25 protein-coding genes and 1 tRNA gene are annotated in these 26,609 nt (G+C 48.0%); 10 read left to right on the top strand and 16 right to left on the bottom strand.

Features of this window, described 5'->3' with window-relative positions; genetic code table 11:
* Positions 1–214: 214 nt before the first annotated feature.
* Positions 215–287: transfer RNA gene (locus B3A20_RS11520), tRNA-Gly, on the bottom strand.
* Positions 288–358: 71 nt separating this feature from the next.
* Between B3A20_RS11520 and B3A20_RS11515 the strand changes: the two genes are divergently transcribed.
* A complete protein-coding gene (locus B3A20_RS11515; RefSeq protein WP_290764939.1) occupies positions 359–967 on the top strand; it encodes a hypothetical protein in 609 nt (202 codons plus the stop codon).
* Positions 968–1,115: 148 nt separating this feature from the next.
* On the opposite strand, the gene nudC is transcribed toward B3A20_RS11515, so the two are convergent.
* The 6 genes from nudC to B3A20_RS11485 all read right to left on the bottom strand — a co-directional run bounded on the left by nudC (position 1,116) and on the right by B3A20_RS11485 (position 8,071).
* Positions 1,116–1,949 carry an NAD(+) diphosphatase gene (nudC, locus tag B3A20_RS11510; protein WP_290764937.1) on the bottom strand — a complete coding sequence of 278 codons (834 nt, stop codon included), beginning with the start codon at positions 1,947–1,949 and terminating at the stop codon, positions 1,116–1,118.
* Between the two features lie 136 nt (positions 1,950–2,085).
* Entirely contained in the window at positions 2,086–3,027 is a 942-nt protein-coding gene (locus tag B3A20_RS11505; RefSeq protein WP_290764933.1) for a glycosyltransferase, read from the bottom strand.
* Between the two features lie 9 nt (positions 3,028–3,036).
* Positions 3,037–3,738 carry a glycosyltransferase gene (locus tag B3A20_RS11500; protein WP_290764931.1) on the bottom strand — a complete coding sequence of 234 codons (702 nt, stop codon included), beginning with the start codon at positions 3,736–3,738 and terminating at the stop codon, positions 3,037–3,039.
* A 2-nt stretch (positions 3,739–3,740) separates the two neighbouring features.
* Positions 3,741–4,589 (bottom strand): glycosyltransferase family 2 protein, encoded by an 849-nt coding sequence (locus B3A20_RS11495; protein WP_290764928.1) that lies wholly within the window; start codon positions 4,587–4,589, stop codon positions 3,741–3,743.
* Positions 4,590–4,765: 176 nt separating this feature from the next.
* Positions 4,766–6,664, bottom strand: a complete 1,899-nt coding sequence (gene speA, locus B3A20_RS11490) for a biosynthetic arginine decarboxylase (protein ID WP_012820343.1) — start codon at positions 6,662–6,664, stop codon at positions 4,766–4,768.
* A gap of 132 nt (positions 6,665–6,796) precedes the next feature.
* Positions 6,797–8,071, bottom strand: coding sequence for a saccharopine dehydrogenase family protein (locus B3A20_RS11485; protein ID WP_290764925.1), 1,275 nt, complete (start codon positions 8,069–8,071; stop codon positions 6,797–6,799).
* A gap of 484 nt (positions 8,072–8,555) precedes the next feature.
* Between B3A20_RS11485 and B3A20_RS11480 the strand changes: the two genes are divergently transcribed.
* Together B3A20_RS11480 and B3A20_RS11475 are read left to right on the top strand one after the other, a co-directional pair.
* Entirely contained in the window at positions 8,556–9,134 is a 579-nt protein-coding gene (locus B3A20_RS11480) for a type IV toxin-antitoxin system AbiEi family antitoxin domain-containing protein (protein ID WP_290764923.1), read from the top strand.
* 34 nt (positions 9,135–9,168) lie between these two features.
* A complete protein-coding gene (locus B3A20_RS11475) occupies positions 9,169–9,369 on the top strand; it encodes a hypothetical protein (protein WP_173564841.1) in 201 nt (66 codons plus the stop codon).
* 34 nt (positions 9,370–9,403) lie between these two features.
* On the opposite strand, the gene B3A20_RS11470 is transcribed toward B3A20_RS11475, so the two are convergent.
* Positions 9,404–10,015 carry a hypothetical protein gene (locus B3A20_RS11470; RefSeq protein ID WP_290764921.1) on the bottom strand — a complete coding sequence of 204 codons (612 nt, stop codon included), beginning with the start codon at positions 10,013–10,015 and terminating at the stop codon, positions 9,404–9,406.
* A 439-nt stretch (positions 10,016–10,454) separates the two neighbouring features.
* On the opposite strand from B3A20_RS11470, the gene B3A20_RS11465 reads away from it, so the two are divergent.
* On the top strand, positions 10,455–10,643 hold the full coding sequence (locus B3A20_RS11465; protein ID WP_290764919.1) for a hypothetical protein: 189 nt from the start codon (positions 10,455–10,457) through the stop codon (positions 10,641–10,643).
* Here B3A20_RS11465 and B3A20_RS11460 read toward each other — a convergent pair.
* Genes B3A20_RS11460 through B3A20_RS11450 form a run of 3 tightly spaced genes read right to left on the bottom strand, consistent with a single transcriptional unit; the run spans position 10,640 to position 13,543 of the window.
* Positions 10,640–11,824 carry a DUF4419 domain-containing protein gene (locus tag B3A20_RS11460; protein ID WP_290764917.1) on the bottom strand — a complete coding sequence of 395 codons (1,185 nt, stop codon included), beginning with the start codon at positions 11,822–11,824 and terminating at the stop codon, positions 10,640–10,642. The genes B3A20_RS11465 and B3A20_RS11460 overlap by 4 nt on opposite strands.
* Before the next feature lie 18 nt (positions 11,825–11,842).
* The gene (locus tag B3A20_RS11455) at positions 11,843–12,451 is read right to left on the bottom strand and encodes a hypothetical protein (RefSeq protein WP_173387584.1); all 609 of its coding nucleotides are present in this window, start codon (positions 12,449–12,451) and stop codon (positions 11,843–11,845) included.
* 33 nt (positions 12,452–12,484) lie between these two features.
* Entirely contained in the window at positions 12,485–13,543 is a 1,059-nt protein-coding gene (locus B3A20_RS11450; protein WP_290764914.1) for a DUF4434 domain-containing protein, read from the bottom strand.
* Positions 13,544–13,710: 167 nt separating this feature from the next.
* On the opposite strand from B3A20_RS11450, the gene B3A20_RS11445 reads away from it, so the two are divergent.
* Positions 13,711–14,730 carry a polysaccharide lyase gene (locus tag B3A20_RS11445; RefSeq protein ID WP_290764912.1) on the top strand — a complete coding sequence of 340 codons (1,020 nt, stop codon included), beginning with the start codon at positions 13,711–13,713 and terminating at the stop codon, positions 14,728–14,730.
* Positions 14,731–14,830: 100 nt separating this feature from the next.
* Here the strand turns inward: B3A20_RS11445 and rbr are convergent, their stop codons facing one another.
* Positions 14,831–15,370 carry a rubrerythrin gene (gene rbr, locus B3A20_RS11440; RefSeq protein ID WP_085490822.1) on the bottom strand — a complete coding sequence of 180 codons (540 nt, stop codon included), beginning with the start codon at positions 15,368–15,370 and terminating at the stop codon, positions 14,831–14,833.
* A 379-nt stretch (positions 15,371–15,749) separates the two neighbouring features.
* Here rbr and B3A20_RS11435 point away from each other — a divergent pair, with 379 nt between their 5' ends.
* The 3 genes from B3A20_RS11435 to cysK are packed head-to-tail and all read left to right on the top strand — an operon-like array spanning position 15,750 to position 18,730.
* On the top strand, positions 15,750–16,583 hold the full coding sequence (locus B3A20_RS11435; RefSeq protein WP_290764908.1) for a TIGR02147 family protein: 834 nt from the start codon (positions 15,750–15,752) through the stop codon (positions 16,581–16,583).
* Positions 16,576–17,754, top strand: coding sequence for a hypothetical protein (locus B3A20_RS11430; RefSeq protein WP_290764906.1), 1,179 nt, complete (start codon positions 16,576–16,578; stop codon positions 17,752–17,754). The genes B3A20_RS11435 and B3A20_RS11430 overlap by 8 nt, the downstream gene beginning before the upstream one ends.
* 55 nt (positions 17,755–17,809) lie before the next feature.
* On the top strand, positions 17,810–18,730 hold the full coding sequence (gene cysK / locus B3A20_RS11425) for a cysteine synthase A (RefSeq protein WP_290764904.1): 921 nt from the start codon (positions 17,810–17,812) through the stop codon (positions 18,728–18,730).
* Positions 18,731–18,872: 142 nt separating this feature from the next.
* On the opposite strand, the gene B3A20_RS11420 is transcribed toward cysK, so the two are convergent.
* The 4 genes from B3A20_RS11420 to B3A20_RS11405 form a co-directional block, all read right to left on the bottom strand.
* A complete protein-coding gene (locus tag B3A20_RS11420) occupies positions 18,873–20,669 on the bottom strand; it encodes a CotH kinase family protein (RefSeq protein WP_290764901.1) in 1,797 nt (598 codons plus the stop codon).
* A gap of 174 nt (positions 20,670–20,843) precedes the next feature.
* Entirely contained in the window at positions 20,844–21,959 is a 1,116-nt protein-coding gene (locus B3A20_RS11415) for a TrmH family RNA methyltransferase (protein WP_290764898.1), read from the bottom strand.
* 82 nt (positions 21,960–22,041) lie between these two features.
* Complete coding sequence (locus B3A20_RS11410) at positions 22,042–22,596, bottom strand: 5-formyltetrahydrofolate cyclo-ligase (RefSeq protein ID WP_290764895.1); 555 nt, start codon at positions 22,594–22,596, stop codon at positions 22,042–22,044.
* A gap of 53 nt (positions 22,597–22,649) precedes the next feature.
* Positions 22,650–23,810, bottom strand: a complete 1,161-nt coding sequence (locus B3A20_RS11405) for a ribonuclease D (RefSeq protein ID WP_290764893.1) — start codon at positions 23,808–23,810, stop codon at positions 22,650–22,652.
* 519 nt (positions 23,811–24,329) lie between these two features.
* On the opposite strand from B3A20_RS11405, the gene B3A20_RS11400 reads away from it, so the two are divergent.
* Positions 24,330–25,163 carry a hypothetical protein gene (locus B3A20_RS11400; protein ID WP_290764892.1) on the top strand — a complete coding sequence of 278 codons (834 nt, stop codon included), beginning with the start codon at positions 24,330–24,332 and terminating at the stop codon, positions 25,161–25,163.
* Positions 25,164–25,562: 399 nt separating this feature from the next.
* Complete coding sequence (locus tag B3A20_RS11395) at positions 25,563–26,558, top strand: tryptophan--tRNA ligase (RefSeq protein ID WP_012820331.1); 996 nt, start codon at positions 25,563–25,565, stop codon at positions 26,556–26,558.
* Positions 26,559–26,609 lie beyond the last annotated feature (51 nt).

Genomic DNA, 26,609 nt, shown 5'->3' with positions numbered 1-26,609 from the left:
TCGCACTTCGTGCATGACCGAATTTTGTGATTCGCCGCCAGTCACCGCTTCGCGGCTGACTCCTCACCCTGACGGGCTTATCGCTAGCGCGATAATTCCAAAATAACTCGCACGCACTTCGTGCACCTCGTTATTTTGTCGAACCCTCTTCTCGGGTTCTCGACCTATCACAATATAAAATAAATGGACCCCAAAAGGGATCCATTTATTTTCGAGCGGGAAAAGGGTCTCGAACCCTCGACATCGACCTTGGGAAGGTCGCGCTCTACCAACTGAGCTACTCCCGCATGGGTAGTCCTAATTTAGTAAAATTAGGGGGCTTGTAAAGGGATGCTTTCTTTTTTTCTATTATTGAAATATGCAAAAACTTAAGTTTAAATCTGTTTGTGGCGTTGTGGCGCTCGTTTGTCTTGTTTCGACGAATATTGCGTGGAGCGAAGGAGGATCAAAACGCGGCTTTTTTGATAGTTTCGTAAACTTCTTTACGCCGAGTGGCTCTGTGCAAGGCGAAGGTCCTATTTTCGATGAACTTAAGGGAGTTGAATCGCAGATTGACAAGATTGAGGTTCAGTATTCTAGAGAACGCCGTCCAGGCAATAAGACGCGTTATCGCAGGCAGTTGGATAGCCTCCGCAATGTCCGCGATTCTTTGATTACGGTTATTGAAAAAATGCCGACAAATGTCGCGCAATCAAGCGCAACCCTTTCAAGTGCTGAACTGTCTAGCTCAAGTGAGGCTGTACCTACGCTGGTAGCGAATTCTTCGTCCGCGGCGGTTCCCGCAAGCAGTGCTGCAAATGTTGTTTGCTCTCGCGATACGGTCTTTGTTCACGATACGCTTGTCGTGCGCGATACGGTCGTGATTCACGATACGTTATTCGTTGTACTTGCAAATAAGCCCGAAGCTGCTCCTAAAGCGGCTCAGAAAGGCAATAAAAAAGCGAAGACAACTCCTGCGAAAGAATAGTGCTTAGATCCTATCGCCTTTGGCTCCAGGATGACTGTGGAGACGTTAAGTCAATTGCTTTTGTCACTCTGGAACCGCTAGGTGATAGAGTCCATAATGTTTTTTTATGAAAATGCGCGGCTTCTCGGCCGCGCTTTCTAGTCATTCCTTATTCCTTAATCGTATATCCCGAACGGAAGTTCTCGATGAGACAACTGCTGATGCTTACGCTCGTATCGTATTCGGGAATGTCCTCGCGCTTGACCCAAGTGGCGCAGGCGAGTTCTGCCTCTTGCATGTGGATGGTCGGGTCGCCGTCGAGTTCTGCTGTGTAGCCCGAGATGAGCGATTCCGAGAACGGCCACGGCTGGCTACCGAAGTACTTGATGTTCTTGACGCGGACGCCTGCTTCTTCAAGGACTTCGCGCTTGACCGCCTGTTCAAGCGATTCGCCGATTTCCACAAATCCCGAAATGAGGTACATGCGCGTTTTGTCTGGATTGTCCAAATTGCGGGCCATCAAAAGCTCGTTGCCGTTGCGAACTGCAACGATAACGACCGGTGAAATCTTGGGGTAGACCGTGTTCTTGCAGCTTGGGCAAATCATGGAACGTTCTTTGTTGCCGCGCTTCATGAGACATCCGCACTTGCCACAGAATTTGTTCAAACTTTCCCACTTGGCGATGTGTGCGGAAGTTGCACCGCCGAGGCGTTCCAAATGATTTTCGAGCGTTCGGAATGTGCGGTTGCCACGAAACTCGTAACCTTCCGGAATTTCAGGCAAGTTCGAATTGCACAAGAAATAAGCGTCACCGTCAATGCTAATCAAGTAATGGCATTCACATTTAGGGAAGTCGCGCACTCGTGGTATTTCGTAAACATCTTCACCCGCTTTCTTGAAAAGTGTTTGTTCGCCATTGAAAATAATCAAGTAATCTGTGGGCTTGGGTTCAATGGTCTTAAATTCGTTATTCAGCTTGTGCGGTGTAATTTCGTGAATCATAGGGGAGTTATTAGTTGTTAGTTGTGATATTGTAAATAAGGAGATTCCCGATCGAGTCGGGAATGACACATTCCGAGGACTGCGAATAAAAAATGATGTCAGAAAGAGTAGTAAACATTATAACGTGAAAACGCTTTTATTTCTTATGGAATAATTTTTTGGCGGTCGAAACGCCCACGAATGAAAATAGAATTCGTGCTATCATTTGGGGGGCGCTGTGAACCTGCGGGTAGATTTTGTGTGCATTACGGACAATCCATGGGAACCATAGAGGCGATAAAAACGCATGGCTAAAGCGCAATTCCAAGAACTGAATGAACTTGTCCAAGAATCGGCGGCTTTCGTCTGGTAGTTTCTCGAAAAGGTTCGAGCCTTTGACTGCCTTTGCCCATTGCACGTTCGTTTGGAGCTTTTCACTCCAAGTTTTGTTGCCTTCGCCGATGGCGTTGTTGCCATGAATGCGATATTGGATAACTTTATCTGCGATAGCGCGGTAGCCGTTTTCTACAGTGGCGCAAAGTGTAATCCATTGATCGTGTACAGGCACGTCTTGCGGAATCGGGAGCGCTGTCTTCAATAGCCCGGCTTTGAACGCAACCATGCATCCGGTGACGTTTGTGTAGCCGGTGAGGAGTGCTTGCTGGCTCAGTTGCTCGACAATTTCGGCTTTCTTTCGCCACGATGATTCTGTGACGACTCCGTCTCCATCGATAATTTCGGCATCGCCAAAAGTCATGGAACTGTCGCCAATCTTCTGGTTCATAACTTCTAATTTATTCGGGAGCCAAATGTCATCTTGGTCGGCAAGGAAAATCAAATCGTCATCTTCGAGTAGGGCAGCGGCTTTCTCTAACGCCGTCGAGAATGCGGCACGATGCCCTCTGTTCTTTTCAAACTTGGTGATTTCTAGCGGGAGCTTATCCTTGTAACGTTCCAAAATTTCACATGTAGAATCTTTGGAACCATCATCCACTGCAATTATAACATCGGCCGGTCTCGTCTGCGCAACCAAAGAATCAAGCATCTGCGCAAGATACTTTTCTCCGTTATAAGTTGCGAGTGTGATGCAAATTTTCATGCTCAACGCCTAACGCCAAAGGATATGCCACGCGAGGTACGCACGGTATGCGATTCTAAAGTAAAGGCTGTTGGTGCTCTTGCCGCCCGTGAACGAGACTGTGTTTTCGTGACGGCGGTAAAGTTGCAAAACTTCGTCTTGGTAGCCGCACTTGAAATGCTTTTGGGCGTAATACGAGACCCACAAATCGTGCGCGACGACTTTCGGCGGGAACGGCATGCAAGCGTCTTTCACTTGTTTGGTAAAGCACATGCAAGCGCCGAGCCAGCAATTGTTGATGATGTTTCGCAAGAGCGATTTTTTCATCGGCCATTTTTCGTCGTAATGGCGTTCCTTGATCACGTTCAAGTTGGCATCGACGAGCGAGCAATTGCAAAGAATCGTGTCGTAGCCGCCTTCTGTGAGGAACTTTTCCATCTTGTCGAGTTTGCTCGGCAACCAGACGTCGTCTTGATCGGCAAAGTAAATCAAGTCGCCCGTGGCCTGTCGCATGGCGTTTTCAAAATTGTGCGCCACACCGTGGTTCTCGTTGTGGAAAATCTTGATTCGCGGATCGTTGTAGCTCTGGACGATTTTCAATGTATCGTCTTTCGATGCGTCATCAGAAACGATGAGCTCGTCATCTTCCCTAAGTTGCGGAATAATGCTATCCAACTGTTCCTTGATGTATTTGGCGCCATTGTAGGTCGCCATGCAAATGCTTCTTCTCATACCTAGAACCAACTATACAAAATTTTGTACATCAAGAACTTTAAGTACGATAATCCGAAATCCTTGTGGAGCAATTTTGCGACTTGGAAGAACTGTTTTTGCCCTGCGCGTGCGATGGCGCGTGCGAAAATGCCTTTGCGAGCTTGCTCTGCGCCAAGCGTGTTGCTGGTGTGTTGGCGGTAAAGAATCGGCGAATCGTCAATAATCGAGATGACGCCGCCTTTAAAATGGACGCAAAGGGCAACCCATTCATCGTGCATGGTCGCACGTGGTGACATCGGGAGCGAAGCCTGTTTTGCTGCGTGGTTGAACATCATCGTGCAGCCGGTAACCACATGTCGCACACAAATTAATTCTGGGTGCTTGCGGAAAACGTCAATTTTCAGGTCTTTGTTGAATGAATACGAGAGCAAATTCAGTTGTTCGTCAACAACGCCCAAATCTGTCGCTACAAGAATGGGTACTTTTTTCGCGGCAGTCTCTTTCTTGGCGTATTCTGTCTCGATTTCCTTCATCCGAGCAAGAGTTTTCTCAATTTTCTCCAGCAACCAAATGTCGTCCTGGTCGCAGAACATGTAATACTCGGAATCCACATTTTCGAGCAAATACATAAAAGACTTCGCCGCACCTCGGTGCTTTTGCGAGTCTTTTAAAATCGTAACTCTGTCTGGAAACATTCCGTGAAATTGATCGACGATTTTCATTGTATCGTCCGAGGAGCCGTCATCACGAACATACAAATGGAACTGTTTACAAGATTGCTGGAACAGCGATTCAAGCTGTTCCCAGATGTACTTGCCGCCATTGTACGTAGCAAGCAAAATTGCAATATCGTAATTGTTGTGTTCCATAGATTTATCGTTCGTTTTTTTCTAAAAGGCGACCCCGTCCCCATACGCGGATCATGACCACATAAGAACTAAAGTTCTAAGTGGTCAAAGAGCACAGAGGCCGGGGTGACATTTAGGACCTTTGACTTCCTCTTTCGTCTCTCGTCTGTAGCCCGCCGTGGCGGGCGTTCTCTCGTCTATTCCAGATACGTGTACCCGTAAAGTCCGGAACGATAGATGTTCAAGAATTCCTTGCCTTCCTGAAGCGTAATCTTTCCTTCCTTCACAGAGCGCGTGACCCAGTTTTCCATGTTGCGGACAAGAGCCTTGTCGCTGAAGTTCACGTAGTCGAGCACGTCTTCCACGGATTCACCGTCAATCACCTTGTCAATATCGTAGCCGCCCTTGTCGTTGCAGACAATATGCACAGCGTTCGTATCGCCAAAGAGGTTGTGGAGGTCACCGAGAATTTCCTGGTATGCACCGACGAGGTAAACCGCGATAAAGTACGGTTCGTCCTTCTTGATCGGGTGGAGAGGAATGGTGCGTGCCACTTCGCCGCCGCGAACGAACATGTCAATCTTGCCATCGCTATCGCAAGTCACGTCCTGAATTGTCGTCTCAATCGTCGGCTCTTCGTCCAAACGCTGGATCGGCATAATCGGGAACACCTGATCCACGCCCCAGCTGTCCGGGAGGCTCTGGAAAAGGCTGAAGTTGCAGAAGTACTTTTCGGCAAGCAAGCGCGGGAGTTCGCTCAATTCATAAGGCGGATGGCGCAAGTCGCGTGCGAGCAAGTCCACCTTGCGGGCAATGCTCCAGAACAAACGTTCGCTCATAGCGCGCGTCTGCAAATCCACATCGCCCATCTTGAAACCGCTCAAGGTGTCGTCGTTAATCTGCATGGCATCGTGCCAGCTTTCGAGCAAGTTCTTCGGAGAAAGGCTCTTGTAAATGCCGTACAAGTCCTTCAGTGCTTCCGGAGCGTCATCGCTAATTTCGTGAACGCTTTCGTCAAAGAATGCCTGGCCAGCCGTTTCAAGCACGTTGAACACCAAGATGGAATGGTGTGCCGAAAGAGCACGGCCCGATTCCGCAATGATATTCGGGTGAGGAACATCGGCATTTTCGCATGCTTCGAACATCGCGTACACAACGTCGTTTGCGTATTCCTGGATGGAATAGTTCACGGAGCTTGCGTTAGAACTGCGCGTACCATCGTAATCGACGCCCAAGCCGCCGCCCACGTCCACGAATTCAAGGCCCATGCCCATCTTTCTAATTTGAACGTAGAACTGCGACACTTCGCGGAGTCCATTCTTAATATGGCGAATGTTCGTAATCTGGCTACCCAAGTGGAAGTGGATGAGCTTCATGCAGTCTTCCATCTTCTCTTCCTTGATGTAGTCGAGAGCTTCCAAAAGTTCAGAGCTATTGAGACCGAACTTGCTGTGGTATCCGCCGGATTCTTCCCACTTGCCACTACCAGAGCTTGCAAGCTTGATGCGGATGCCGATGTTCGGGCGCACACCGATGCGACGAGACAAGTCTACAACCAAGTGAAGCTCGTTCATCTTTTCGACGACAATGAAAATCTTCTTGCCCATCTTCTGTGCGAGGAGAGCAAGCTCGATAAAGTCTTCGTCCTTGTAGCCGTTGCAGATAATCAACGCGTCCGGATTTTCCATGTTCGCAAGTACCGCATGGAGTTCCGGCTTGGAACCCGCCTCGAGGCCGATGTTGAACTTGGAACCGTGACTCACCACTTCTTCCAAGACCGCGCGCTGCTGGTTCACCTTGATTGGGAAGATGCTGTAATGGCCACCTTTGTAGCCATATTCAGTCGTCGCCTTCGTGAAGCACTCGTGAATCTTTTCGATGCGGCTGTCCAGAATATCCGGGAAGCGCAACAACACAGGAGTCGAAACATCGCGCAAGGAAAGTTCCTGCACGAGCTCGTAAAGGTCGATGCTCGGACCGCCATTCTTGATCGGCGAAACCGTCGCGTGACCCTTGTCGTTAATGTCAAAGTAACTTACGCCCCAACCCTTTACGTTGTAAAGATCTCGGGAATCGTCAATGCGCCATTTTTTCATTGTTTAGTCTCAAGAATCAGGTGTCAAGTTTAGTTATTAGTCAATAGTCATTAGTCTGTAGTTTATACTAGGCGACTTTGTCGCTTTTATAACAACTAATAACCAATGACTAACTACTAATGACCGACTTTTTTAGTCGACTAATACAGGATTAAAGTCTTCGTTCCACGGGAGACCGTATTTGGTGAGGGCTTCCATGAACGGATCCGGATCGAACTCTTCGACCGTATGCACACCCGGCTTGTTCCACTTGCCCGTGAGCACCATCATGGCACCGCACATAGCCGGAACGCCAGTTGTGTAGGCGATAGCCTGGCTGCCGAGTTCCTTGTAGCATTCCTGGTGGTCGCAAACGTTGTACAGATAGTAAGTCTTCGGCTTGCCATCCTTAGTACCCTTGAAAATGCAACCGATGTTCGTCTTGCCCACTGTGCGAGGACCGAGGCTTGCCGGGTCCGGGAGGAGAGCCTTGAGGAACTGGATAGGCACAATGTCCTGACCCTGGAACTTGATCGGCTGCGTGCTGAGCATGCCAACATCTTCGAGGCAACGCATGTGGTCGAGGTAGCTCTGACCAAACGTCATGAAGAAGCGAATGCGCTTCACGCCCGGAATGTTCTGGGCGAGAGATTCAATTTCTTCGTGGTGGAGGAGGTACATGTCCTTCTTGCCGACCTGTGCGAAGTTGTATTCACGCTTGATGCTCATGGCCGGGATTTCAACCCAGTGGCCCTTGCCGTTCTCGTCCGTGTCCCAGTAGCTGCCCGGAGCAGAAACTTCGCGGAGGTTGATTTCCGGGTTGAAGTTCGTTGCGAACTTGTAGCCGTGATCGCCGCCATTGCAGTCGAGAATGTCGATTTCTTCAATCGTATCGAACTGGTGCTTCAAGGCGTAGGCGCAGTATGCCTGAGAAACACCCGGGTCAAAGCCGGAACCGAGCAAAGCCGTGAGACCAGCCTTTTCAAACTTTTCCTTGTAAGCCCACTGCCAGCTGTAATCGAAGTAGGCGCTAAAACCCTTTTCCTTGCAGCGCTTGTCGTAGACCTTGCGCCATTCCGGATCGTCGATATTTTCCGGCTCGTAGTTAGCCGTGTCCATGTAGTTCACGCCACATTCAAGGCATGCATCCATGATGGCGAGGTCCTGGTAGGGGAGGGCGATATTCATCACCAGGTCCGGCTTGTATTGCTTAATGAGAGCAGAGACGTTCTCGGCCTTGTCAGCGTCCACAGCGGCAGTCGTGATGACCGTCTTCGTGTTCGGGCGGAGTTCCTGAGCCAACTTCTCGCAATTTTCGCGATGACGGCTGGCGATGCAGATTTCGCTAAAAACTTCGCTGCAGGTGCAGCACTTCTTGATAGCAACTGTGGCAACGGCGCCACAACCGATAATCAATGCTCTTGCCATTTTTTATTTGTTCCTCATTTGTTGAGAGTTAATCCATCGGGATGGCGATCCCGGTAGAGAATGTTACTAACTAAAATTTAGGAACTTTTGCATGCTGCGTGCGGAGCAGAGCGCATAACAAGCCTGTTTTGCATCGTTCCTGAGCACTTCTTCCTTGTCATTCCCCATTTGATGGGGAATCTCCTTGCACGAGACTTGTGTTGGGCGTTCCCTTGCCCATGGGCAAGGTCGGGCTATATCGCAAGGCCGCCCGTGCGCACCTACGGCACCCCCGCGCAGCTCTTGCGACGGACCTTCGGCAGGATAGCATTGAAAAAGGTCCCTGTGGTTCGACAAGCTCACCAACCTTATGCCGAAGGGCCGCCACACCGTGGTCACTATCCTTAACGCAATTTAACGCTTTTTTGTGCTTTGCTTTTTTTATCAAATGTTAAAATTCTACGGCATATTTGTTAAAGTGCCGTAATTTTGTTATATTGGAAGTATGCCAAAATACGATGGAAGAGAAATTCGCAATACCGAAGGTTTCATAGTTCGCAACGACTTGAGCACTTATCAGTATCATCAGGTTTTGCAAAAGGTTCAGTCGGGTGAATTGCTTCGCCTTCGACCAGGAGTTTTTACAGAACCCATCGTATTGGCTGATACGATGCTTGATATAGACATTCTTGTGCCTGGTGGAGTGCTGTGCATGTTCTCGGCATGGGATCACTACGAACTTACCACGCAGATTCCTAACTCATTTTGTGTAGCCATTCCACGTAAACGAAAACTCGTATTGCCTGAATATCCTCCAATAACGCTTTATTATTGGTCTGATCATCTGCTGGATTTTGGAATCACGATAGCGGAGGTGCATGGGCATAAAGTACATGTTACAGATTTAGAACGTTCTGTCTGCGATGCTGTAAAATACCGAAATAAAATCGGATTAGATGTATGTGCAGAAATAGTCAAAAGCTATCTCAAACGTCGCGGTAGGAACATCTCAACACTTATGAAATACGCAAAAAAACTGCGAGTCGCAAAGACTTTGAGCACATATTTGGAAATAGGACTATAAACTTTTTTCATCTCATTTATTGTATATTTAAAATATGGATACTCCCGAAATGAGCAACCGCTTTGATGCAGAAGACATCCGCAAACTGCGCGAGTGCAATTCCCTGAAGCATTCTAAGATGTCCCACAAGGAGATTTTAGATGACATTCGACAGGGAGCTGAATCCTTTATGTCTGAATTCAGCCGTTGCGTTGCCGACAAACAAGCTGTTTACGACGCCCGTAAAAAGAAATAGAAATTTGAATGTTTTTCAACGAAATTCGGACTATCTAAACATTTTCCGTATTTGGTTGAAAATCTGGTTTGGAAGACATTTTTTTCAAATGCTCTTGAAACTTATGCAAATCTTTTTGCATTGTTTCATAGTCCTCGTTAAAGAACTCAAGCGCATCTTTGATTATGGCGCTTTTATTTTTCAAATCAGCATAGGCTTTTTTGCATGAATCTTCGTTTGTCAAGTCATAGTCTCTAGCAAAATAATGAACGAGATAATTTCGAGTTTCAATAAATTTTTTGAATTTAGTTCTAGCGCGACGGAATCGTCCTTTCGACTGGATTTTATAATCGAGTTTGAGAGCGAACAGATTTTGCTCTTTTGCATTTTCCAAATCTTTGTCACAACGGGGCGTGTAAATAGCGTCTAGCATTTCTTGGCCAATTGGGCCAAGAGGAGCCTTGTCTTCTTTTTGCTGTTTTTCTACAACCTTCTTTAATTTATCTAGTAGTTCTTCAGGAGTTTTGCCGGTCCAAAGGCCTCCACGATGTTGATGCATCCAACGGAGTCTAAGTTCAATAAAATTGCATACATAAAGCGTTCTACCCAATAATTCAAAAATCTGAGATTGAGAGTAATCGTTTTTTCCTAGAGTATTCTTAAGCATTACAATCCTTTATTGACAGTATTCCTTTTGCAAAAGAACATTTGTATTCGTAATGACCTTTTAATAACCCTATTGGTATTGGGCGCTTTGCCAAAGGATTATGCACAATCATATTTAGCTTTACGCTTTTGAATTTCGTCTAGCGGAAAGCCAGAAGTAGCCATAAACTTCGCTGCATTTCTTGAAATCCATTTTGAACTGCTCCTTGGCATCGCCTTTAAACCAGTACTTCATAAGCGTGCAAGGCGAGCGTTGCAAAAAAATGCTGGCATATTTTTATTACCGAGCCACCGCCGCGGACGCCGTAGGCGTCAAATATATAAAAGTTTGGGTGAGGATGCCATCCTCCAATCTGTGACCTCCATTACTCCCTTTCCTAACAAAAAATGGTATTTTAAAAAGACTTCTCGTTCACCTCCAATGATTAAGGAGTTTGATTATGCTTCAGAAATTGTGGAATAAATGCAAAAAATGCGGTTGCGATAAAGCCGAGGACTCTGAAAAACTTTGCGAATCGTGCAAAGAAAAACGTCGTGAATTTTGGAGCGATATCAAGAAGATTGTGGGTGTTGGCGGTGCCGCCTTTTTGGTGCTTATCGCTGGCGGCAAATTGACGAAAAAATCCTAATTCGTTTCTCTTGTCAGTACATACCCGCGGATGGCTTTCAATCGCTTTGTTTTCGGGTCAATGGTCACTCCCCAAAAACCGGTGGAAAGCTTCAGGGGTATTTCGCGGTCAAGATATTTCCATTTGATGGGAACGTCGTTTTTGCCAATCGTAAAATCCTTATATTCGAGCGGCTCGACCCAGTCGGTGCGGTGTTTCAAGGGATGCTTTGCTTCTTCTTGTAATTGCTTTATTTTCTGCTTCAATTCCTCATCGAATGAATCTATAAATTCGGGGGGCCATTGTTTTATTATCGAAAGATCTGGTCCTATCTTGTCTATGTAGGGGAAAAATTTGGTTATCCAACCATTGATTTTGGGCTGCGTTCCACTTCCTTTGCCACGAGGCACATCTTTGTAGATGCTTCTCCAAAATTCCATGTTGTATTTTTTTTCAAAAGCATTGACAAATTCATTGAGTATCGGGTTGATTTGTTCTGCCCACCAGGGCATGTCGAGAATGTTTGCCAGATTGTCGAATGAACTTTTCAGTTTTTCCCAGTCTTCTTTTTTGCCTTTGATGAAAATTTGCGGGATGCCACACAATGTCATTATCGTGTAGGTGTAGTATTCCGAGCTGATGGCCATGAGCATCGTCTTTGAAACGAATTTGTCTATGGCGGTGGAGGTGGAAAAATCGACATCGAAAGTGGTTCTTGTCGTTTCGGGCAACTTTTGGTAGAGCGTGTCGTATATTTCGGAGATGTTCCTTTTCCACGCTGTTGGCGGAGCTTGCGGAGTTAGGAAATTGTCGATAATGACAATGTTCGTGTCAGAACCGTTTTGAATAAATTTCCCTTTGAGTGCGTCGCGGTTGTTTTTGACGTGCATGCGGATGCCGTCCATAATCAAAAGCCAAATGTCGTCGGGGAAAATTTCGATAGAGTGGTGGTTTGCAAAAGCCATTCCGACCATGGCAACAAACGGGTGCGGAAAAGTGCGGTGCTCTCCGCTTATTAATTCTTGAATGTGCAGTTTTTCTGTGCGTTCGTCCAGCAAAACTTGGCTACCGCTAAAATCCATGATTTTGGTCATGGCGTATTTGGGCGTGCTCTCTTTGACTTTTTTGTCCTTGACAATTGCGTCAGCTGCAGCGGTCCCAAGCCCAATTGCAAAAAACAGGATGAAAATAAATTTATTCATGACCCGATATATAGAGGTTTATTTCTGCACCATTTTTTCGTCAACGCTTTCGATTGTGGGTACAATCCAGTCTTTGACATTCTCTTCGGATCTTGTCGGAGCGGTCATTTCTATGGCGACAAAATTTCTTTGGGGCGTTATGCGAAGCGCTACGCAATGAATGATGTCAGGATCCTTGGGATAATGACAATTGTAACCGTAGTTGAGCTCACTGTTGTAGATAGCATCCTCTTTGGATGTCGATGGGTAGTAATGTGTAAGAACGTATTTGATATAAAAGTCGATATACTCTGAATCGCTCAAGTTTTCAGCAGGGTGAAAGTTTGTATCGGCTTTCATAAACCTTGGGGCCATTGCCCTAATTCTTGTAATGACGTCGTCTTTGATAAATGAAAAAGCGGAGAGGCTTCTTTCATAGGTGTAAATCGGTTTTGCGTATTTGTAATCGTGATTTTTGTTGATGAATTTAAGATCAATTTCTGTGGGTACTGGAATTTCGGTATGGAGGTACAGATTACCTGTCAAGAAACGATAGTTTGTGTATGAAGGATTACTGCTGCTGGATCCTGCACAACCCGCAAAGAAGAGGGCGAAGGTAAATGTGATGAATAAGATAAATTTTTTCATAATTCTCCTTTTTTGTTTGAAAATAATAATAAATTATTCGCTTGTCTTTACTCTTGCGCCATTCAGCTTGTAATAACGAATTTCTTTATTGCGCGACTTGCTTGAATTGCGACGATTCCCGTCTTGGCGAATTCTGCGAATGTCAAAAATTGATTCCGTTGCTTGCGACGTGTCTCGCGGGAACCATTTTTCAAGCGAATCCAACCCTGCATTCCCGAGAACGGCCAAATCGTATGCGATAACTTTTGACGCCCCTGCCGCTCGTGCCGTATCCAATTGCGCCGAAAGTCTTGCGCTATCGGCAAGCGCGTGCGAATCGTTCGTGCGGAATAGTTCCATATCAACCCAAAATTCAATCCCGTATTGCGTACAAGTTTTCGCAATCACCCGCTCGTAATTCCCGGCGGTTGCTGTGCTGGCATGCGGCTTGCCTGCATCGCTTGTCCCAACGCCATCTTGCACGGCGATAATATCTGGCTTGAATCCTGTTGCGAAAAGTTGTTCGAAAAATGCTTGCAACTTTTCGGGCGTTTCCAAATTCTGGTTGTAAAACGGTGCGGCCATGACTTTCCAGCCTTTCGCTTGAGCGGCTTGCGTGACTGGAATTAAAAAATGCGTTGCAAGTGCCGCTGCTGTTGCGTCTTCGCGGAATCCGTCCCAATAATAACGAGCAATTTCTTGCGGAATATAGACTCCTTCAATTACAGTTTCGTTCCCGTAAAGCGCTTGCAGCTCGTCGAGTACTTTCAAATTCCGTGATGCCAGTGTGTCAAGTTGTTCAACTGTCGGCGGAGTGTACCAGTTTTCGCCATCGTAATAAAGCCCGAACCAAAGCTTGTTCCCGGCAGGCTTCGCTGCATCGATGCTCTTGGGGAAAAGCTGGTTGTTCTTGTATTGCGTGTTCTGCAAAAAGTCTAGCTGTGAAGGGTAATACAAGTGCGTCTTTTCGACCGCCGCATATTGCAACACAACTTGCTCTATGCCGAGTGCATGCAATCGCACGTGCATGTGGTTGATGGAATCCGCTGACTGGTAGGCCGTCGTCCATCCCGCATCAAAAATGCCGTCAAAACTTGCCGCCTCCGCATGCATTAAAAAAACGCTTAGCAGAAGCGTGAACGAAAAACAGCGGGGACGGAGTTGGGAGACGAACATAACTGAAATATAATCTGTTTTTTATGTATATTGAAAGGAGTTGTTCTCATTATGCCATGATGGACCTAATCTGCCGTCATGTCTATAATCGAAAGTTTACCTATATGCGTTTCGGATTTTTACATATCTTGATTTGCTGTTCTGCCGCTTTTGCTCAAACCGTTTCCGACACGGTCTCGTTTGTCAACTTCGAAAATCGCGATGTCGGCGTTTACAACAATGCCTTTGCTAAGGAAGATTTCAAGCGCAACACCACGGATAAAAGCTGGTGGTATGCGATGGAAAAGAACAGTGGCGAAAATTCCAAGATTGTCTATGATGGCGTGGCGCACGGCAATGTGCTGCAGCTTAAGTACCCCAAGGGTTGCGTTGGTCCGAATGACAATGATACTCCCGCATGTGCGGCGCAAATCATACAGCCGCTTGTAAAAACTGCCGATACGATGTGGAGTGCGTACGATATTTTCTTCGAGGAAGGTTTTGAATTCCAGTTGGGCGGCAAGCTTCCGGGGCTATGTGGCGGTAAGTGTTACACTGGTAACGCCATGCCCGAAACTGGCGACGGCTGGAGTGCCCGCATCATGTGGCGCAAGGGTGGGAACGCTGTCCAGCTGATTTATTTCATGGGGCAACGTTCTGAATACGGCGACGATTTCAAGTGGGATCTCGGCGGTAAAAATCCGCAAGCGCAATTTACCGTGGGCAAGTGGCACCGCATTGTAAATAAAGTCTCAATGAACTCCGTGTCGGCCCCCGGAAAAGGCGACAAGAACGGTCGCGTGCAGGCGTGGCTTGATGGCGAGCTTGTGCTGGATGTCGATACGCTCAGACTCCGCGATTATGATACTTTGCATGTCGATAAGTTCTACCTATCCACGTTCCATGGCGGGAGCAGTACAGAATGGGCTCCAACGCACGATAACTTTATCCGATTTGACAATTTTACGGTTTCGACCGATTCTATCGCTGTGTCGCTTGACAACGTGGGCAGTGTTGGCTTGAATAAACGTTTATGGCGAGAAAATCGTCGCGCCGTCTCAAAGTCTGTTAAGCTGTATCGAGTTAATGGTTCGCGAAAAACGCAGCCGGTCAAGAACGGCAGACTCGTAAAAGTTGTGCAATAAAAAACACCGGATTTCTCCGGTGTCTTTACGAATGTAATGAGAACGAACTGCGTGGCGTCTTGTTGCAACAAGACGCGCTTCTTGTCGCGACTCTCGACTTTTAGTAGTTCTCTTCGTGGACTTCGAAGTAGGCTTGCGGGTGAGCGCAGACGGGGCAGACTTCCGGGGCCTTCGTACCGACCACGATGTGTCCGCAGTTGCGGCATTCCCAAACCTTGACTTCGCTCTTTTCGAAGACCTTGGCCGTTTCCACATTCTTGAGGAGGGCGCGGTAGCGTTCTTCGTGCATCTTTTCGATGGCGGCGACCATGCGGAACTTCTTGGCGAGAGCGGTGAAGCCTTCTTCTTCAGCGGTCTTCGCGAAGCCTTCGTACATGTCGGTCCATTCGTAGTTTTCGCCTTCGGCGGCGGCCTTCAGGTTCTGGGCGGTGTCGCCGATGCCTTCGAGTTCCTTGAACCAAAGCTTGGCGTGTTCCTTTTCGTTGTCAGCGGTTTTCTGGAACAATGCAGCGATCTGTTCAAAACCGTCTTTTTTGGCGCGGCTTGCAAAGTAAGTGTACTTGTTGCGAGCCTGGGATTCGCCTGCGAATGCGGCTTCCAAATTCTTTTCGGTCTGGGTACCAGCGTATTTATTTGCCATAATAAACTCCCTTATTTGATAGGTTTATTTTAATATACCTCATTTTGTTGCGGTGTGGAAATTTTTATGACGCATTTTTGTAATAAGTTGGAGTAATTGTATTATTGATGATATTGCTCCGTTTTGTCATCCTGAGCGGAGTGTAACGGAGTCGAAGGATCCAGTGACTTTTTTTATTAATGATACATTGTGTATCTTTTAGATTTTAAAATTGAAAAATATTTATAAAAATCCTTAAAAATTTGAATTTTTCTTTAATTTTGTATCATTTTAATATTGCGTGCGCTTGGAGAGAAATCTAAATTTATACATGTAAGAACGGATGTTCTAACCCAAAACTATTGACCAATAACTAGTGACCAATAACTAATGACTACTTATGAAACCGATAACAGAATATAAGGATTACCGCCTGTATATGCAGGACTTTTACGAAGAGCGTAAAAGGACGAGCGCGTTTTCGTGGCGAGAGTTTTCCAAGCTGGCGGGGTTCAAGTCGCCGGTTTACCTAAAGCTTGTTTGCGAAGGCAAGAGCAGCTTGAGTCTTGTCAAAATGGAACAGGTTGCACATGCGATGGGGCTTGCGGGTCACGAGGAGGAATACTTCTCGCTGCTCGTGACACTTGCCAAGGCAACCAAGGATGCCGACAAGAAGGCAACGCTGCTCAAACTGGAAAAGATTGCAGTCGAGCACAAGGTGCGCGTTGCCGATAGCGAGGCGTTCCAGTATTACGAATCCTGGAAGTACCCGGTAATCCGTGAACTCGCCCCGATGATGCCCGGAGCACAACCCCGCAAACTCGCCGACGAGTGCAAGGAATATGTATCTGCCGAAGAGGTCCGCGACATCCTCTCCTTCCTGGTGAAGGCCGGGTTCCTGAAGAAGGACGGCGAGAAGGCCTATTCACAAACTGAGAAGGCCGTCATCGGCTCGGCAGAAGCGCAGCCGATTGCCATCCGTGCCATGCACAAGGAAATGGGCAACATGGCCGTGCGTGCGGTAGACCGTTACAGCGCAAGCGAGCGGTACTTTACCGGAATGACCATCGGCGTGAACGAATCCAACTATGCACGCATCGTCGCCGAAATAGATGCCTGCGCCAAGAAAATCGCCGCCATCGCAAACGAGGGCGGCAAACTGGACCAGGTCTATGGCCTGAACTTTCAACTTTTCCCGTTTACAAACAAGATAGAAGGAGAGAACCATGCTTAACCTCAAGAAGAATCTCTATATCGCAGGCGCGTTTGCCCTTTGCGCTCTGGCAGCCTGCTCTTCGGATAACCCCTCTTCGGCGGGTTCCACGACCATGCCGAACGCGACTGCCGAAAACAGCAGTTCTTCGGAAGAAGTCACCAGTAGTTCCTCTATCAATTCTTCCGAACCGAAACAAGATATTTTCTTTGCGACCGCAGCAACATCGGTAAAGAAGATTGCCAAAGGTGAAGTCGCCATTTATGGTCAAGAATACGGGGCCGAAGCAACGTGTTCTGCCGGCAAGTACGCAAGTAAGAAGTCCTATCTAGCAAGAATCCATATTACCGAAGACAACACCATGGAAAGGACACTTTCTCTCGGCAACTTCGGGAGCTCTTGCGACAGCCTTCTCAACGTATTCAAAGAATCATGCATTTCAGGATCGGTTGACGTTGTAGCCGATGCAAATTGCAGCAGGAACGGCAACCTGAAGGTTTTCTGCTATGCCTCCAATCCAACAAACGACTTCGATGCCATTGTTGGCGGTTTCACGGAACAATCCGACGCCGTCTGCAGCACCATCGCCGATGGCGTAGACTCTACAGAATACGACATTCCCAAATCAGACCCCGACAGCAGCATCAAGGTGAATTCTGGCAGGGTATTCATCCTTGAACCCAACACGACCAACCTAGAGGTTTCCGATGAAGAACGCGTGACTCTGGACAGCCTCGCCGCGGCATTCCCGCAAAAAATTGAACACGACGAGATTGACGGCATGCCCTTAATTTTTAACATGGACGCAGAATACAAGTTCACAACGGAAGGTAAAAAATTCATCCTTAACGAAGATGACAACACCTGTACCGGAAGCATCTATCAGGAAGAATTCGGCGTAACGCGTCATATCGCAAAATACGGAGACTGGCGTTCAACCAATACGACTACCCTCCTAGTACCCGACATCGGCATTGTATACCTAGTCAATGACGGTACCGGTTCGGCCAAGGAAGTTTTCCAGGCGGAATGCGAAGCGACAAACGGTTCTTATTACGAATATATCGAGAAGGCATTTGGATGTGCCGTAAAGAATTTCACGGGAATCCCGTTCGAAACCATCGTTAGCGAACAGGAAACCATGAGTAGGAACAATTTCAATATTCTTCCGGAATTCACTCCGCGAAACTAGAACGCACTAAAAATAATTCTAGATTGTTCTCCGTACAGTTCGGAGAACTTTTTTTATGGCTATTTACAACAACATTCTCGAAACGATTGGCAATACGCCGCTGGTGCGCATCAACAAGCTCAACAAGGGCGATGCCGAAGTCTATGTGAAACTCGAAATGTTCAACCCGCTTGGTAGCGCAAAGGACCGCGTGGCGCTCAACATGATTGAACGTGCCGAACAAGAAGGCAAGCTCAAGCCGGGTGCGCTCATCATCGAACCGACCAGCGGCAACACAGGCGTGGGCCTTGCTTACGTAGGTGCAGTGAAGGGCTACAAGGTGGTGCTTACCATGCCAGATTCCATGAGCATGGAACGCCGCATGCTCCTCAAGTCGCTCGGTGCCGAAGTGGTGCTGACCGAGGGCGCTAAGGGCATGGCTGGCTGCATCGCGAAGGCAAATGAAATCGCTGCTGCCAATCCGGGTAGCTTCATTCCGCAACAGTTCGACAATCCTGCAAATCCAGAGGCTCATTACCGCACGACAGGTCCTGAAATCTGGCGCGATACGGAAGGCAAGGTCGATGTGTTCATTGCTACTGCAGGCACGGGCGGAACAGTTTCTGGCACGGCGAAGTTCCTTAAGGAAAAGAATCCGAATATTTACGTTATCGCAATTGAACCGGACGATTCTCCGATGATTTCTAAGGGTGTTGCTGGTCCGCACAAGATTCAGGGCATCGGTGCAAACTTTGTCCCCAAGAACTACGATCCGAAGGTTGTTGATGAGGTGTACTTGACCAGCACAGAAAAGGCGGGGAATGCCGCTCGTGCTGCCGCTGCCGAAGAAGGAATCTTCGTCGGGATTTCGTCGGGTGCCGCTCTCGAATGTGCTCTTACGGTCGCGAAGCGCCCGGAATTCAAGGGCAAGCGCATTGTCGCAGTGCTTCCGGATACTGGTGAACGCTACCTCAGCACCTGGCTTTGGAACACGTAATTATTACCTTGGGCGCAATGTCACCCCGGCCATCGTGCCGGGGTCGCCATACACATTTCTGATTGCTGATACATAAAAAAAAGGAAAATGCCGACTCCCGTGAGCCGGCATTTCTATTAAGTGAGGAATTTTTTTTAAGAGGTCATTTGGAAAGCATCTTGCCATTAAGCGTTGCGATCCAGTGCCTGTTGCGAGCCTTGGCCGGAATTTCGATGTTGGTCGTTCCGGTCTTAATTTGGGTCTTGTACAAAACAGCACCGTTCAAATCGACTAGGGCAAACTTGCCGCCCATATCCGTGTGGATTTCGAGGTAGTTGCCAATGACCACGAAGAAGTTTGTCGGAGACAGTCTGCTGAGATCGTCATAGCGGATGCCCATCGGAATGGAATCTTTGTCCTTGCCGTCGTTCTGCCAATCAGGATCATGGATTGACGGGTCAACAGGTGCCATCGTAATGGGGGTGGACGGTTCCTTGAAACCAAGCTGTTCGTCCATCCACTGCATTCTTTCTTTCATCTTCTTGCGGAGGTGTTCCACTTCGCCGTCCCAAGTCGTTGCGTTGTAGCCACCCATAGGCATGCCAAAGCCACCGCCACTGCTGCTATTGCAGTATTTCATTGGCTGCGGGTCCGCATCGTTCTGACCGCTTGATTTGCCCAAGTTCGGCCAACGCTTGAAGTTTCTGTCAGCTGCGTTCTTGAGGTACGTCTTCATGGAATCGAGGTAGAGATCCAAAGTCTTGGTGTGCCAAACGCCACTGCGGAGTTCTGCCCAGCGTTTCTTCAATTCACTTTGGTAGTGACTGTCCTTCCACATGCCAAGGAGCCAGTTTGGGGCCTTGAGGGAGCTACCCATGCCCCACATGCCGCCATTGCCTGACTTTTGGCTGTTTTCGATTTGCCAGCCGCTTGTGCCGGAACTTCCGAAGCCGTTTCCGCCACCACCGAAACCACCACCGAAGCCGCCGCCCCACATGCCACCGCCGTTATTGCCTCCGCCATTTTCGGGCTGGCTGCCATTACTCATGGCGAGGTTAAAGTCCCAAGCCGGGCCAAGTGTTACCTTGCCTTCCGTCTTGACTCCGTTCTTGTCGGTTTTGTCCTTTGGCTTGTGCAAGAAGAAACTGCACCAGTAGGAGTCCGCGTTGTTCGTCACTTCTTCGTGCAAGACATAGTCCAGAGCCGATGTCATATCCACGTAGTTTTCATAGCCTTGACCGTTCTTGCCGTTCTTGAACAAGCCTTCAAGATCGTTCAGGTATTTTTTCAGGTAATCTTCCTGTTGCTTTTGGATGTTTTCCTTTTTGGGGTAGTGCAAAATGACGTTTAAACCGTCAGAAGTGTTAAAGCCTTCCTTTTCGATGGGGCCACTGCCTGCGCCACCGGTGTTGGTGCCCGTTTTGTCAAAAGCCCAAATGTAGCCGCCGGTCACGTCTTCGCCGCTAACGTCAGTTTCTTTGAGCTTGCTTACGTTCACGCGATACTTGCCGCGTTTGATTTTTTCAATAAGCACGTACACGCCGCGGTAAACGCCGTTGATGTACAAGTCAAAATGCTTAGTGCGTGGGCTGTAGTGGCCTGCTTGTCTAAAGAGCCAGTGGGCGAGAGCGTTTCGCATCATGCTCTTGTCTACATAAGGACCATGGAAAACCCAGTCGTCTGCAGGCGGGAGCCCGAACAGGCTGACGTCAAGACCTTCACCTTTTTCGTCACGGACTTCTACGCCATAGCCTGGCTTCGGGAACAAGGCGGATGATTGCCCTCTTACCTTGATGCCAATGTCATAAAGCGTACCTTTGGCACTGTCTGCAACGGAGTTTTTTTCTCCATCGAGTACGCGCATTGTTGCAGGAATTTTTTCGGTGACATTTTTGTCAAGGCATTTGCCTTTGGTATCAACGAAAACAATCGGTAAGTCGTACGTTTGCGCAAGGGACATCCCTGCCGCAAAGCAACACGATAATAGGGCTTTTTTTAGCATAATGTATCCACACTCCTTATCCATCTCTTCTAAAAATAAATGCACCCTCGTTGAAAGGGTGCGTTTATTTCTGTTTACACGTTGTTTGTGTTTACAACTTTACAACGGCTAATTTCGCGCGTTTTGTGCAAATTATGCTTTGATGCGCAAGCGAGCGTATTCGTAAAGGCCGAGCGAAAGGGCTACAGATGCGTTGTACGAATGAGCTTCGGGCTTCATCGGGATACGGAGTACGGCGTCGCACTGCTTCTTGATGAACGGGGGGAGGCCCACGTCTTCACCACCGACGGCGAGCACCACGTGGTCTGCAAAGTCGAATCCGGCGAGGTTTGTTTCTGTGTCGGCGTCGAGCCCGAGAATCTGGTAGCCGGCCATCTTGAGTTCGCCGATGGCGCCTTCAAGGTTGTCCGGACGGCAGATGCGGAGTTTTTCGAGTGCGCCTGCAGAAGTGCGGGCGACGCTCGGGGTAATGCCGCACATGCCCTTTGCGGGGAGGAGCAAAATGTCAACGCCCAAGGCGAGCGAGCTACGGATGCAAGCTCCGAGGTTACGCGGGTCTTCGATGTTTGTGGCAACGGCGATGAGCTTCTTTTCGCCCGTGTCACGGGCTTTGAAGAATTCTTCGCGGACGTCCATCCAGTTCAGGAGTTCCTTCTCGTTCATGAGTGCAACGACGCCGTGGTTCGGGCGGGCGTAGCTGTCAAGAATCTTGGAATCGACCTGCTGCACGTGCACGTGGGCGCGCTTGGCGAGCTTCTGGAGTTCATAGAGCTTCGGGTTGCCGGACTTGTGCATGAAGAGCACGCGGTGGACCTGGAGCGGGTTCTTGTTCAAAAGTTCTTCGACTTCCTTGATGCCACCGACGGCGACCTGCGGGGCTGCATCGGCATCACCGACTGCCGGCACGAAGTTTTCCTGATTGGCGCGGGTCTTGTCGAATTCGCGGCGTTCGCCAAAATTGCGCTCGCCTTCAAAGCGCTTCGGGCGGTCGCCAAAGCTCGGACGGTCGCTGTCGAAGCGGCTCGGGCGATTGGCAAAATCGTCGCGGTCGCGACGGAGGTGCGCCTGGCTACCAATGCCACCACGGCGTTCCTGTGAAAATTCGCGACGTTCGGGTGCGCGTTCAGGTTCGTCCGGATGTTCGCGGTTGAACTTCGCCTCATCGAATGTGGGGCGTGCTGTACGCCCAAAGTGGCGCTTGCGATCGTTACCAAAACCGCGACGGCTGTCGTCATTATTGAAACTCATTTTCTGGATTCTCCATGAAAAGGTTTAAATTGTCATGCCCGCCGCTGAGCGGGCATCTCCATTAAAAATTTAGAATTCCACGCTAGTACTTTTCTCGGCAGGCAATCACCGTGTGCATTTTCACATCGGTTTCTTTCTGCTCTAGCGGTTCCTTGGAAAGTTGCGCCGGAGTCATAATCCCTGCCTTAAATGCGTTAGGGTATTTGGCGAGGAACCTGTCGTAGTATCCCTTGCCGTGTCCTTGTCTGCTCCCGTCCCAATTGAACTTTACGCCCGGGACCAGGAACACAGGAATGTCGCCTTCAAACTTCTCGATGCCTTCGCGGGGCTCCATGATTCCATAGTGCCCCTTGACCAGGTCCTTCTTGAGGTTTGCAATCTTGTAGAAGAGCATGATGCCGTCCCCCTCGCACTTCGGGAGCAAAAGGCGTCCTTCGGTGGCGAGTTCCTCAAGAATCGGCATGATGTTCGGCTCGCCCTTGAGCGGGTAAAAAGCCGCGATGTTCCTTGCATCGTGGTAGCCCGGAATGTCGTGGATTTCTTGCCACGGTTCCTTGATGATGTCGTCGCCCTTTTTCATGCGACGCATCTTCAAGATCATCTCAACGATGGGGCTGCTGCCAAAAATCAGCAACACTAAGATTACAATAACGATGGACGCGGCCATTTAAAAACCTTTATTTTGAGGCTCTATTCTTCGTCGCCTATGCGTTTTGCCGTCGGCAACTTGTCACGCAGAATTTCGTTCCAGAGGCACTGCTGCCAGTGCATCAAGTGCGCTTCTTCGTATCGCTTTTCCCACGGGATGTTCCCTGGCGCGGCAAGCCAAATCAACTGAGACTTGTTCGCGAGGAGCGCAGCGTCGATTTTCAGCTCTTCGGCCTTTTCGTCACGCCACGTCTTAAGCGCGTTGAGCAAGTCTGAATGCGGGATGACTGGCGGTGGTGGAGCCTTCGGGAGGCGCATCGGCCAATCGCATTCCGGAACGGCCACAGCTGTGCGCAGCATGTTCAAAAACGATTCCAGACGGTCGCCTTTGAAATTGCGCGGGAGCTTGGGCAGGAACATTTCGCTGACTTCCGGGAAATGCGAATTCTGGGCGTTCACAATCGCAAGCATCAGCTCGGACTGCATCACCTTATAAGGTGGACGGTCGAGTTCTTCGGCCTGCTTTTCGCGCCATTCCCACAAGTGCTTGAGGATGTTCAATGCGCAGGGGCTATAAATGCTGGAACCCGTAATGCGCCACGGATCTTTTTTCGGGGCGTTCGGAGTCCTTGCGTGTTCGATAAGCGTGTTGCACTGCTCCGTGAGCCAGCTCATACGACCGGCCTGTTGCAGCTTTTCTGCTAAAATGGCACAAAGTTCGTGAAGGTAGAACGTATCGTGGATGGCGTATTCGCACATGTCCAGCGAAAGTGGTCGAATCGTCCAGTCGGCTCTCTGGTTTTCTTTCTTGAGCTCGTCGCCAAAATATTCCCTGACCAAATCGGCAAGCCCGAGGTGCTGTTCGCCCAGAATCTTTGCGGCAAGCATCGTATCGAAAATGCTCTTCGGAGAGAATCCGTAAGTCTGCCATAAAAGTCTGAGGTCGTAATCTGCACCGTGGAAAATCAGCGTCTGCATTGCACGTGCCTTAAACAGCGGTGCAAGGTCCAGCCCACAAAGCGGGTCCACAATATAATGGTGTTCGCCAATGGTGATCTGGATAAGACAGAGACGAGCCGTGTAATGGTACATGGAATCCGCCTCGGTGTCGACGGCGGCCATGTCATAGAGCTCCAAATCGAGAAGCAAGTTTGCAAGCGATTCTTCACTATCTACCAATATGTATTTCTCGTCTTTAATCATTTGACAAGGAAATGTAATAAAAGAAAACGATAACGCGCTATTTTTCCCCCGAATTTACCCCAACACAGCACTTTCCCCGCGCAAGTGTGCGATTTTGCACAAAAAAAGACGCTTTGGCGACGAAAATTTTTAAAAAGAGTGTTTTTTACGTGAATAATTGATTTTTTGTTTGTGTTTTCACGTAATAATATGGATAAAGTAACCGTATTTGCGGGATTTTTGTTGCTGGGTTGTCTTTTTAGGAGGCAAAAATGCTTTAGTAGTAACTTTTGGGGCGGTTTTGTACACATATTCACGTCTTATAGAAGCTTTTTTAAAGAACAAACTAATGAAATTACGTGAAAAAATAGCTATTTAACGGCTTTTTCACGTAAAAATTGGCTTTTTTTCAATTTTTGCTTTTTTGATAAGATTGTTAATTTATATATTGAGGCTGTTATTAATATTCTTTCCTAGATTCTTTGCTATATCGCTTTCTTTTATGATTCAATGAATATGCCTTAACGGCAGGAGCGCTTTATGAAAAGCGGTACAAGAATCTATCGATTGGTGCTTTCGCCTGATAATCTTTTGCAACAGGTGCAAGCTCGTATAGACGAATTGCAAAAGGCTATAGACTTTTTACAGGTTCAGTTAGATAAGGCTCCGGAAGGAGTTCTTTATGGATCGCGGAGCCACACAAAATGGCAGTGGCAACGAAAGTTGAATTCTGAAAGAACCTATTTATCAGGTCGGCATGTTCAATTAATTCAATCTCTTGCTCAAAAGAAGTATAATGCTTTGGTGCTTGATAATTTAAAACACCAAAGAGACGTTTTGAATGGATTGTTGGAAGCATATCATCCGCAGAATGGTGAAGCTATATATGCTTCAATGCCTATTGAATGGCGTAACGAAATTGTTCCACTGAACATACCTGATGAGGATTATGCCGAGCAATGGCAAAATTTGAATTATCGAAGAAAACCTGTTGAAAATACTGGCTTCTTGACTGCGAAAGGGGAGTACGTTCGATCAAAGTCAGAAATTATAATAGCGGATACCCTAAATAATTTAGGAGTACCATATCGGTATGAGTATCCCCATGAATTATTGGCTGAGGAAAAAACACATCGTGTGAAGGTGTTTTCTGATTTTACATGCTTGAATATTCGTACGCGAAAAGAAATTGTATGGGAGCATTTTGGAATCATGGATAATCCTGATTATGCGCAAAATGCAGTCTCTAAGATTGAGTTGTATGAAAATAGTGGATTTTTTCCTGGTGATAATTTGATTTTTACTATGGAAAGGCTTGATAAGCCTTTGAATTCGGGGATTGTGCGGCAATTGGTAAAAAAATACTTGATTTAGGAGGCTGAAGGACTTTTGGGGTGTCCGCTGTGGCTGAAAAAAACGAAATTTCAAAAAAATGGCGTTTTTTACGTGATAAATTTAATTTTTTGAGCTGTTATCACGTAAAATTCTAAATAAATTAAGTCTTTTGCCCGGAATTTTGATTTTTTTGTTATCTTGTCTGCTGCAAAATGGATGTTTTGAACGTTAAAATATGTTAGAACGCAAGGTTTTTATGGCGTTTGTGAGCTTTTAGCCCATTTTGTTATGAATAAACTAATGAAATTACGTGAAAATTCCGCAGTTTAGAGGCTTTTTCACGTAAAAATAGGCGTTTTTTCAAAATCGGCTTTTTTTCGGCTGTTTTATTGAGCTTGCCGTGCTCGCTGGACTTGAAATTTTCCTAAATTGCACGCCATGAGAAAGATTTCACTTACCGGTATCAAGCCGACTGGCACTCCCCATCTCGGCAACTATGTGGGCGCAATCCGCCCGGCTCTTGAACTTACGAAGACTTACGACACTGTCTATTTCATCGCGGACTATCACGCTTTGACGACCGTGCAGAACGGCGCCGAAATGCGCGCGAACATCTACAAGGTCGCGGCGACCTGGCTTGCACTCGGTCTCAACCCGGAAGAATCCCTGTTCTACAAGCAGAGCGATATTCCTGAAATCTTTGAACTTAGCTGGGCTCTCAGCTGCTTCACGCCGAAGGGCTTCATGAATCGCGCCCACGCCTACAAGGCGAAGGTCGAAGCCAACACAGCCGCTGGCGTTGACGTGGATTCCAACGTGAACATGGGCCTCTACTGCTATCCATGCCTCATGGACGCCGACATCCTCATGTTCAGCGCTGACATCGTGCCGGTGGGCAAGGACCAGAAGCAGCATGTTGAATTTGCTCGCGATATCGCCATCAAGTTCAACAAGCACTTTGGCGAAGACGTGTTCACCGTCCCGGAACCGGTTTTCCAGGAATCCACCGGTGTTATCCCAGGCCTCGATGGTCGCAAGATGAGCAAGTCCTACGACAACTACATCGACATCTTCCTCGAACCGAAGGCTCTCAAAAAGCGCCTTGGCAAGATTGTGACGAACTCCCAGGGCATTGAAGAACCGAAGGATCCGGATACTTGCAATGTGTTTAAGTTGTACAAACTTTTTGCAACGCCGGAACAAACCGAAGCTCTCGCGGCCCGCTACCGTGCAGGCGGTATGGGTTGGGGCCACGCCAAGCAGGAACTCCAGAACGTCCTCGAAGAACATCTCGGTGCCGCTCGCGAAAAGTATTTCTACTTGCTTGACCATACCGACGAAATCGAAAAAATTCTCGCTTATGGTAAGGAACGCGCTCGCGCCAAGGCCAAGGTCATGATGGATCGCGTCCGTCATTTGCTCGGAACTTATTAGGAACTTACTAAGAGACCGCTCGGCTTCTACTTTTGTCATGCCCGGCACTGA

Origin of the sequence: Fibrobacter sp. UBA4297, assembly GCF_002394865.1 — a bacterium.
Lineage (GTDB): Bacteria > Fibrobacterota > Fibrobacteria > Fibrobacterales > Fibrobacteraceae > Fibrobacter.
This window is presented reverse-complemented; position numbering and strand designations above follow the sequence as displayed.

Excerpts from the sequence above, each read along its gene's own strand:
- B3A20_RS11515 (WP_290764939.1), top strand. The coding sequence starts at position 359 with ATGCAAAAACTTAAGTTTAAATCTGTTTGTGGCGTTGTGGCGCTCGTT.
- nudC (WP_290764937.1), bottom strand. The coding sequence starts at position 1,949 with ATGATTCACGAAATTACACCGCACAAGCTGAATAACGAATTTAAGACC.
- B3A20_RS11505 (WP_290764933.1), bottom strand. The coding sequence starts at position 3,027 with ATGAAAATTTGCATCACACTCGCAACTTATAACGGAGAAAAGTATCTT.
- B3A20_RS11500 (WP_290764931.1), bottom strand. The coding sequence starts at position 3,738 with ATGAGAAGAAGCATTTGCATGGCGACCTACAATGGCGCCAAATACATC.
- B3A20_RS11495 (WP_290764928.1), bottom strand. The coding sequence starts at position 4,589 with ATGGAACACAACAATTACGATATTGCAATTTTGCTTGCTACGTACAAT.
- speA (WP_012820343.1), bottom strand. The coding sequence starts at position 6,664 with ATGAAAAAATGGCGCATTGACGATTCCCGAGATCTTTACAACGTAAAG.
- B3A20_RS11485 (WP_290764925.1), bottom strand. The coding sequence starts at position 8,071 with ATGGCAAGAGCATTGATTATCGGTTGTGGCGCCGTTGCCACAGTTGCT.
- B3A20_RS11480 (WP_290764923.1), top strand. The coding sequence starts at position 8,556 with ATGCCAAAATACGATGGAAGAGAAATTCGCAATACCGAAGGTTTCATA.
- B3A20_RS11475 (WP_173564841.1), top strand. The coding sequence starts at position 9,169 with ATGGATACTCCCGAAATGAGCAACCGCTTTGATGCAGAAGACATCCGC.
- B3A20_RS11470 (WP_290764921.1), bottom strand. The coding sequence starts at position 10,015 with ATGCTTAAGAATACTCTAGGAAAAAACGATTACTCTCAATCTCAGATT.
- B3A20_RS11465 (WP_290764919.1), top strand. The coding sequence starts at position 10,455 with ATGCTTCAGAAATTGTGGAATAAATGCAAAAAATGCGGTTGCGATAAA.
- B3A20_RS11460 (WP_290764917.1), bottom strand. The coding sequence starts at position 11,824 with ATGAATAAATTTATTTTCATCCTGTTTTTTGCAATTGGGCTTGGGACC.
- B3A20_RS11455 (WP_173387584.1), bottom strand. The coding sequence starts at position 12,451 with ATGAAAAAATTTATCTTATTCATCACATTTACCTTCGCCCTCTTCTTT.
- B3A20_RS11450 (WP_290764914.1), bottom strand. The coding sequence starts at position 13,543 with ATGCATGCGGAGGCGGCAAGTTTTGACGGCATTTTTGATGCGGGATGG.
- B3A20_RS11445 (WP_290764912.1), top strand. The coding sequence starts at position 13,711 with ATGCGTTTCGGATTTTTACATATCTTGATTTGCTGTTCTGCCGCTTTT.
- rbr (WP_085490822.1), bottom strand. The coding sequence starts at position 15,370 with ATGGCAAATAAATACGCTGGTACCCAGACCGAAAAGAATTTGGAAGCC.
- B3A20_RS11435 (WP_290764908.1), top strand. The coding sequence starts at position 15,750 with ATGAAACCGATAACAGAATATAAGGATTACCGCCTGTATATGCAGGAC.
- B3A20_RS11430 (WP_290764906.1), top strand. The coding sequence starts at position 16,576 with ATGCTTAACCTCAAGAAGAATCTCTATATCGCAGGCGCGTTTGCCCTT.
- cysK (WP_290764904.1), top strand. The coding sequence starts at position 17,810 with ATGGCTATTTACAACAACATTCTCGAAACGATTGGCAATACGCCGCTG.
- B3A20_RS11420 (WP_290764901.1), bottom strand. The coding sequence starts at position 20,669 with ATGTCCCTTGCGCAAACGTACGACTTACCGATTGTTTTCGTTGATACC.
- B3A20_RS11415 (WP_290764898.1), bottom strand. The coding sequence starts at position 21,959 with ATGAGTTTCAATAATGACGACAGCCGTCGCGGTTTTGGTAACGATCGC.
- B3A20_RS11405 (WP_290764893.1), bottom strand. The coding sequence starts at position 23,810 with ATGATTAAAGACGAGAAATACATATTGGTAGATAGTGAAGAATCGCTT.
- B3A20_RS11400 (WP_290764892.1), top strand. The coding sequence starts at position 24,330 with ATGAAAAGCGGTACAAGAATCTATCGATTGGTGCTTTCGCCTGATAAT.
- B3A20_RS11395 (WP_012820331.1), top strand. The coding sequence starts at position 25,563 with ATGAGAAAGATTTCACTTACCGGTATCAAGCCGACTGGCACTCCCCAT.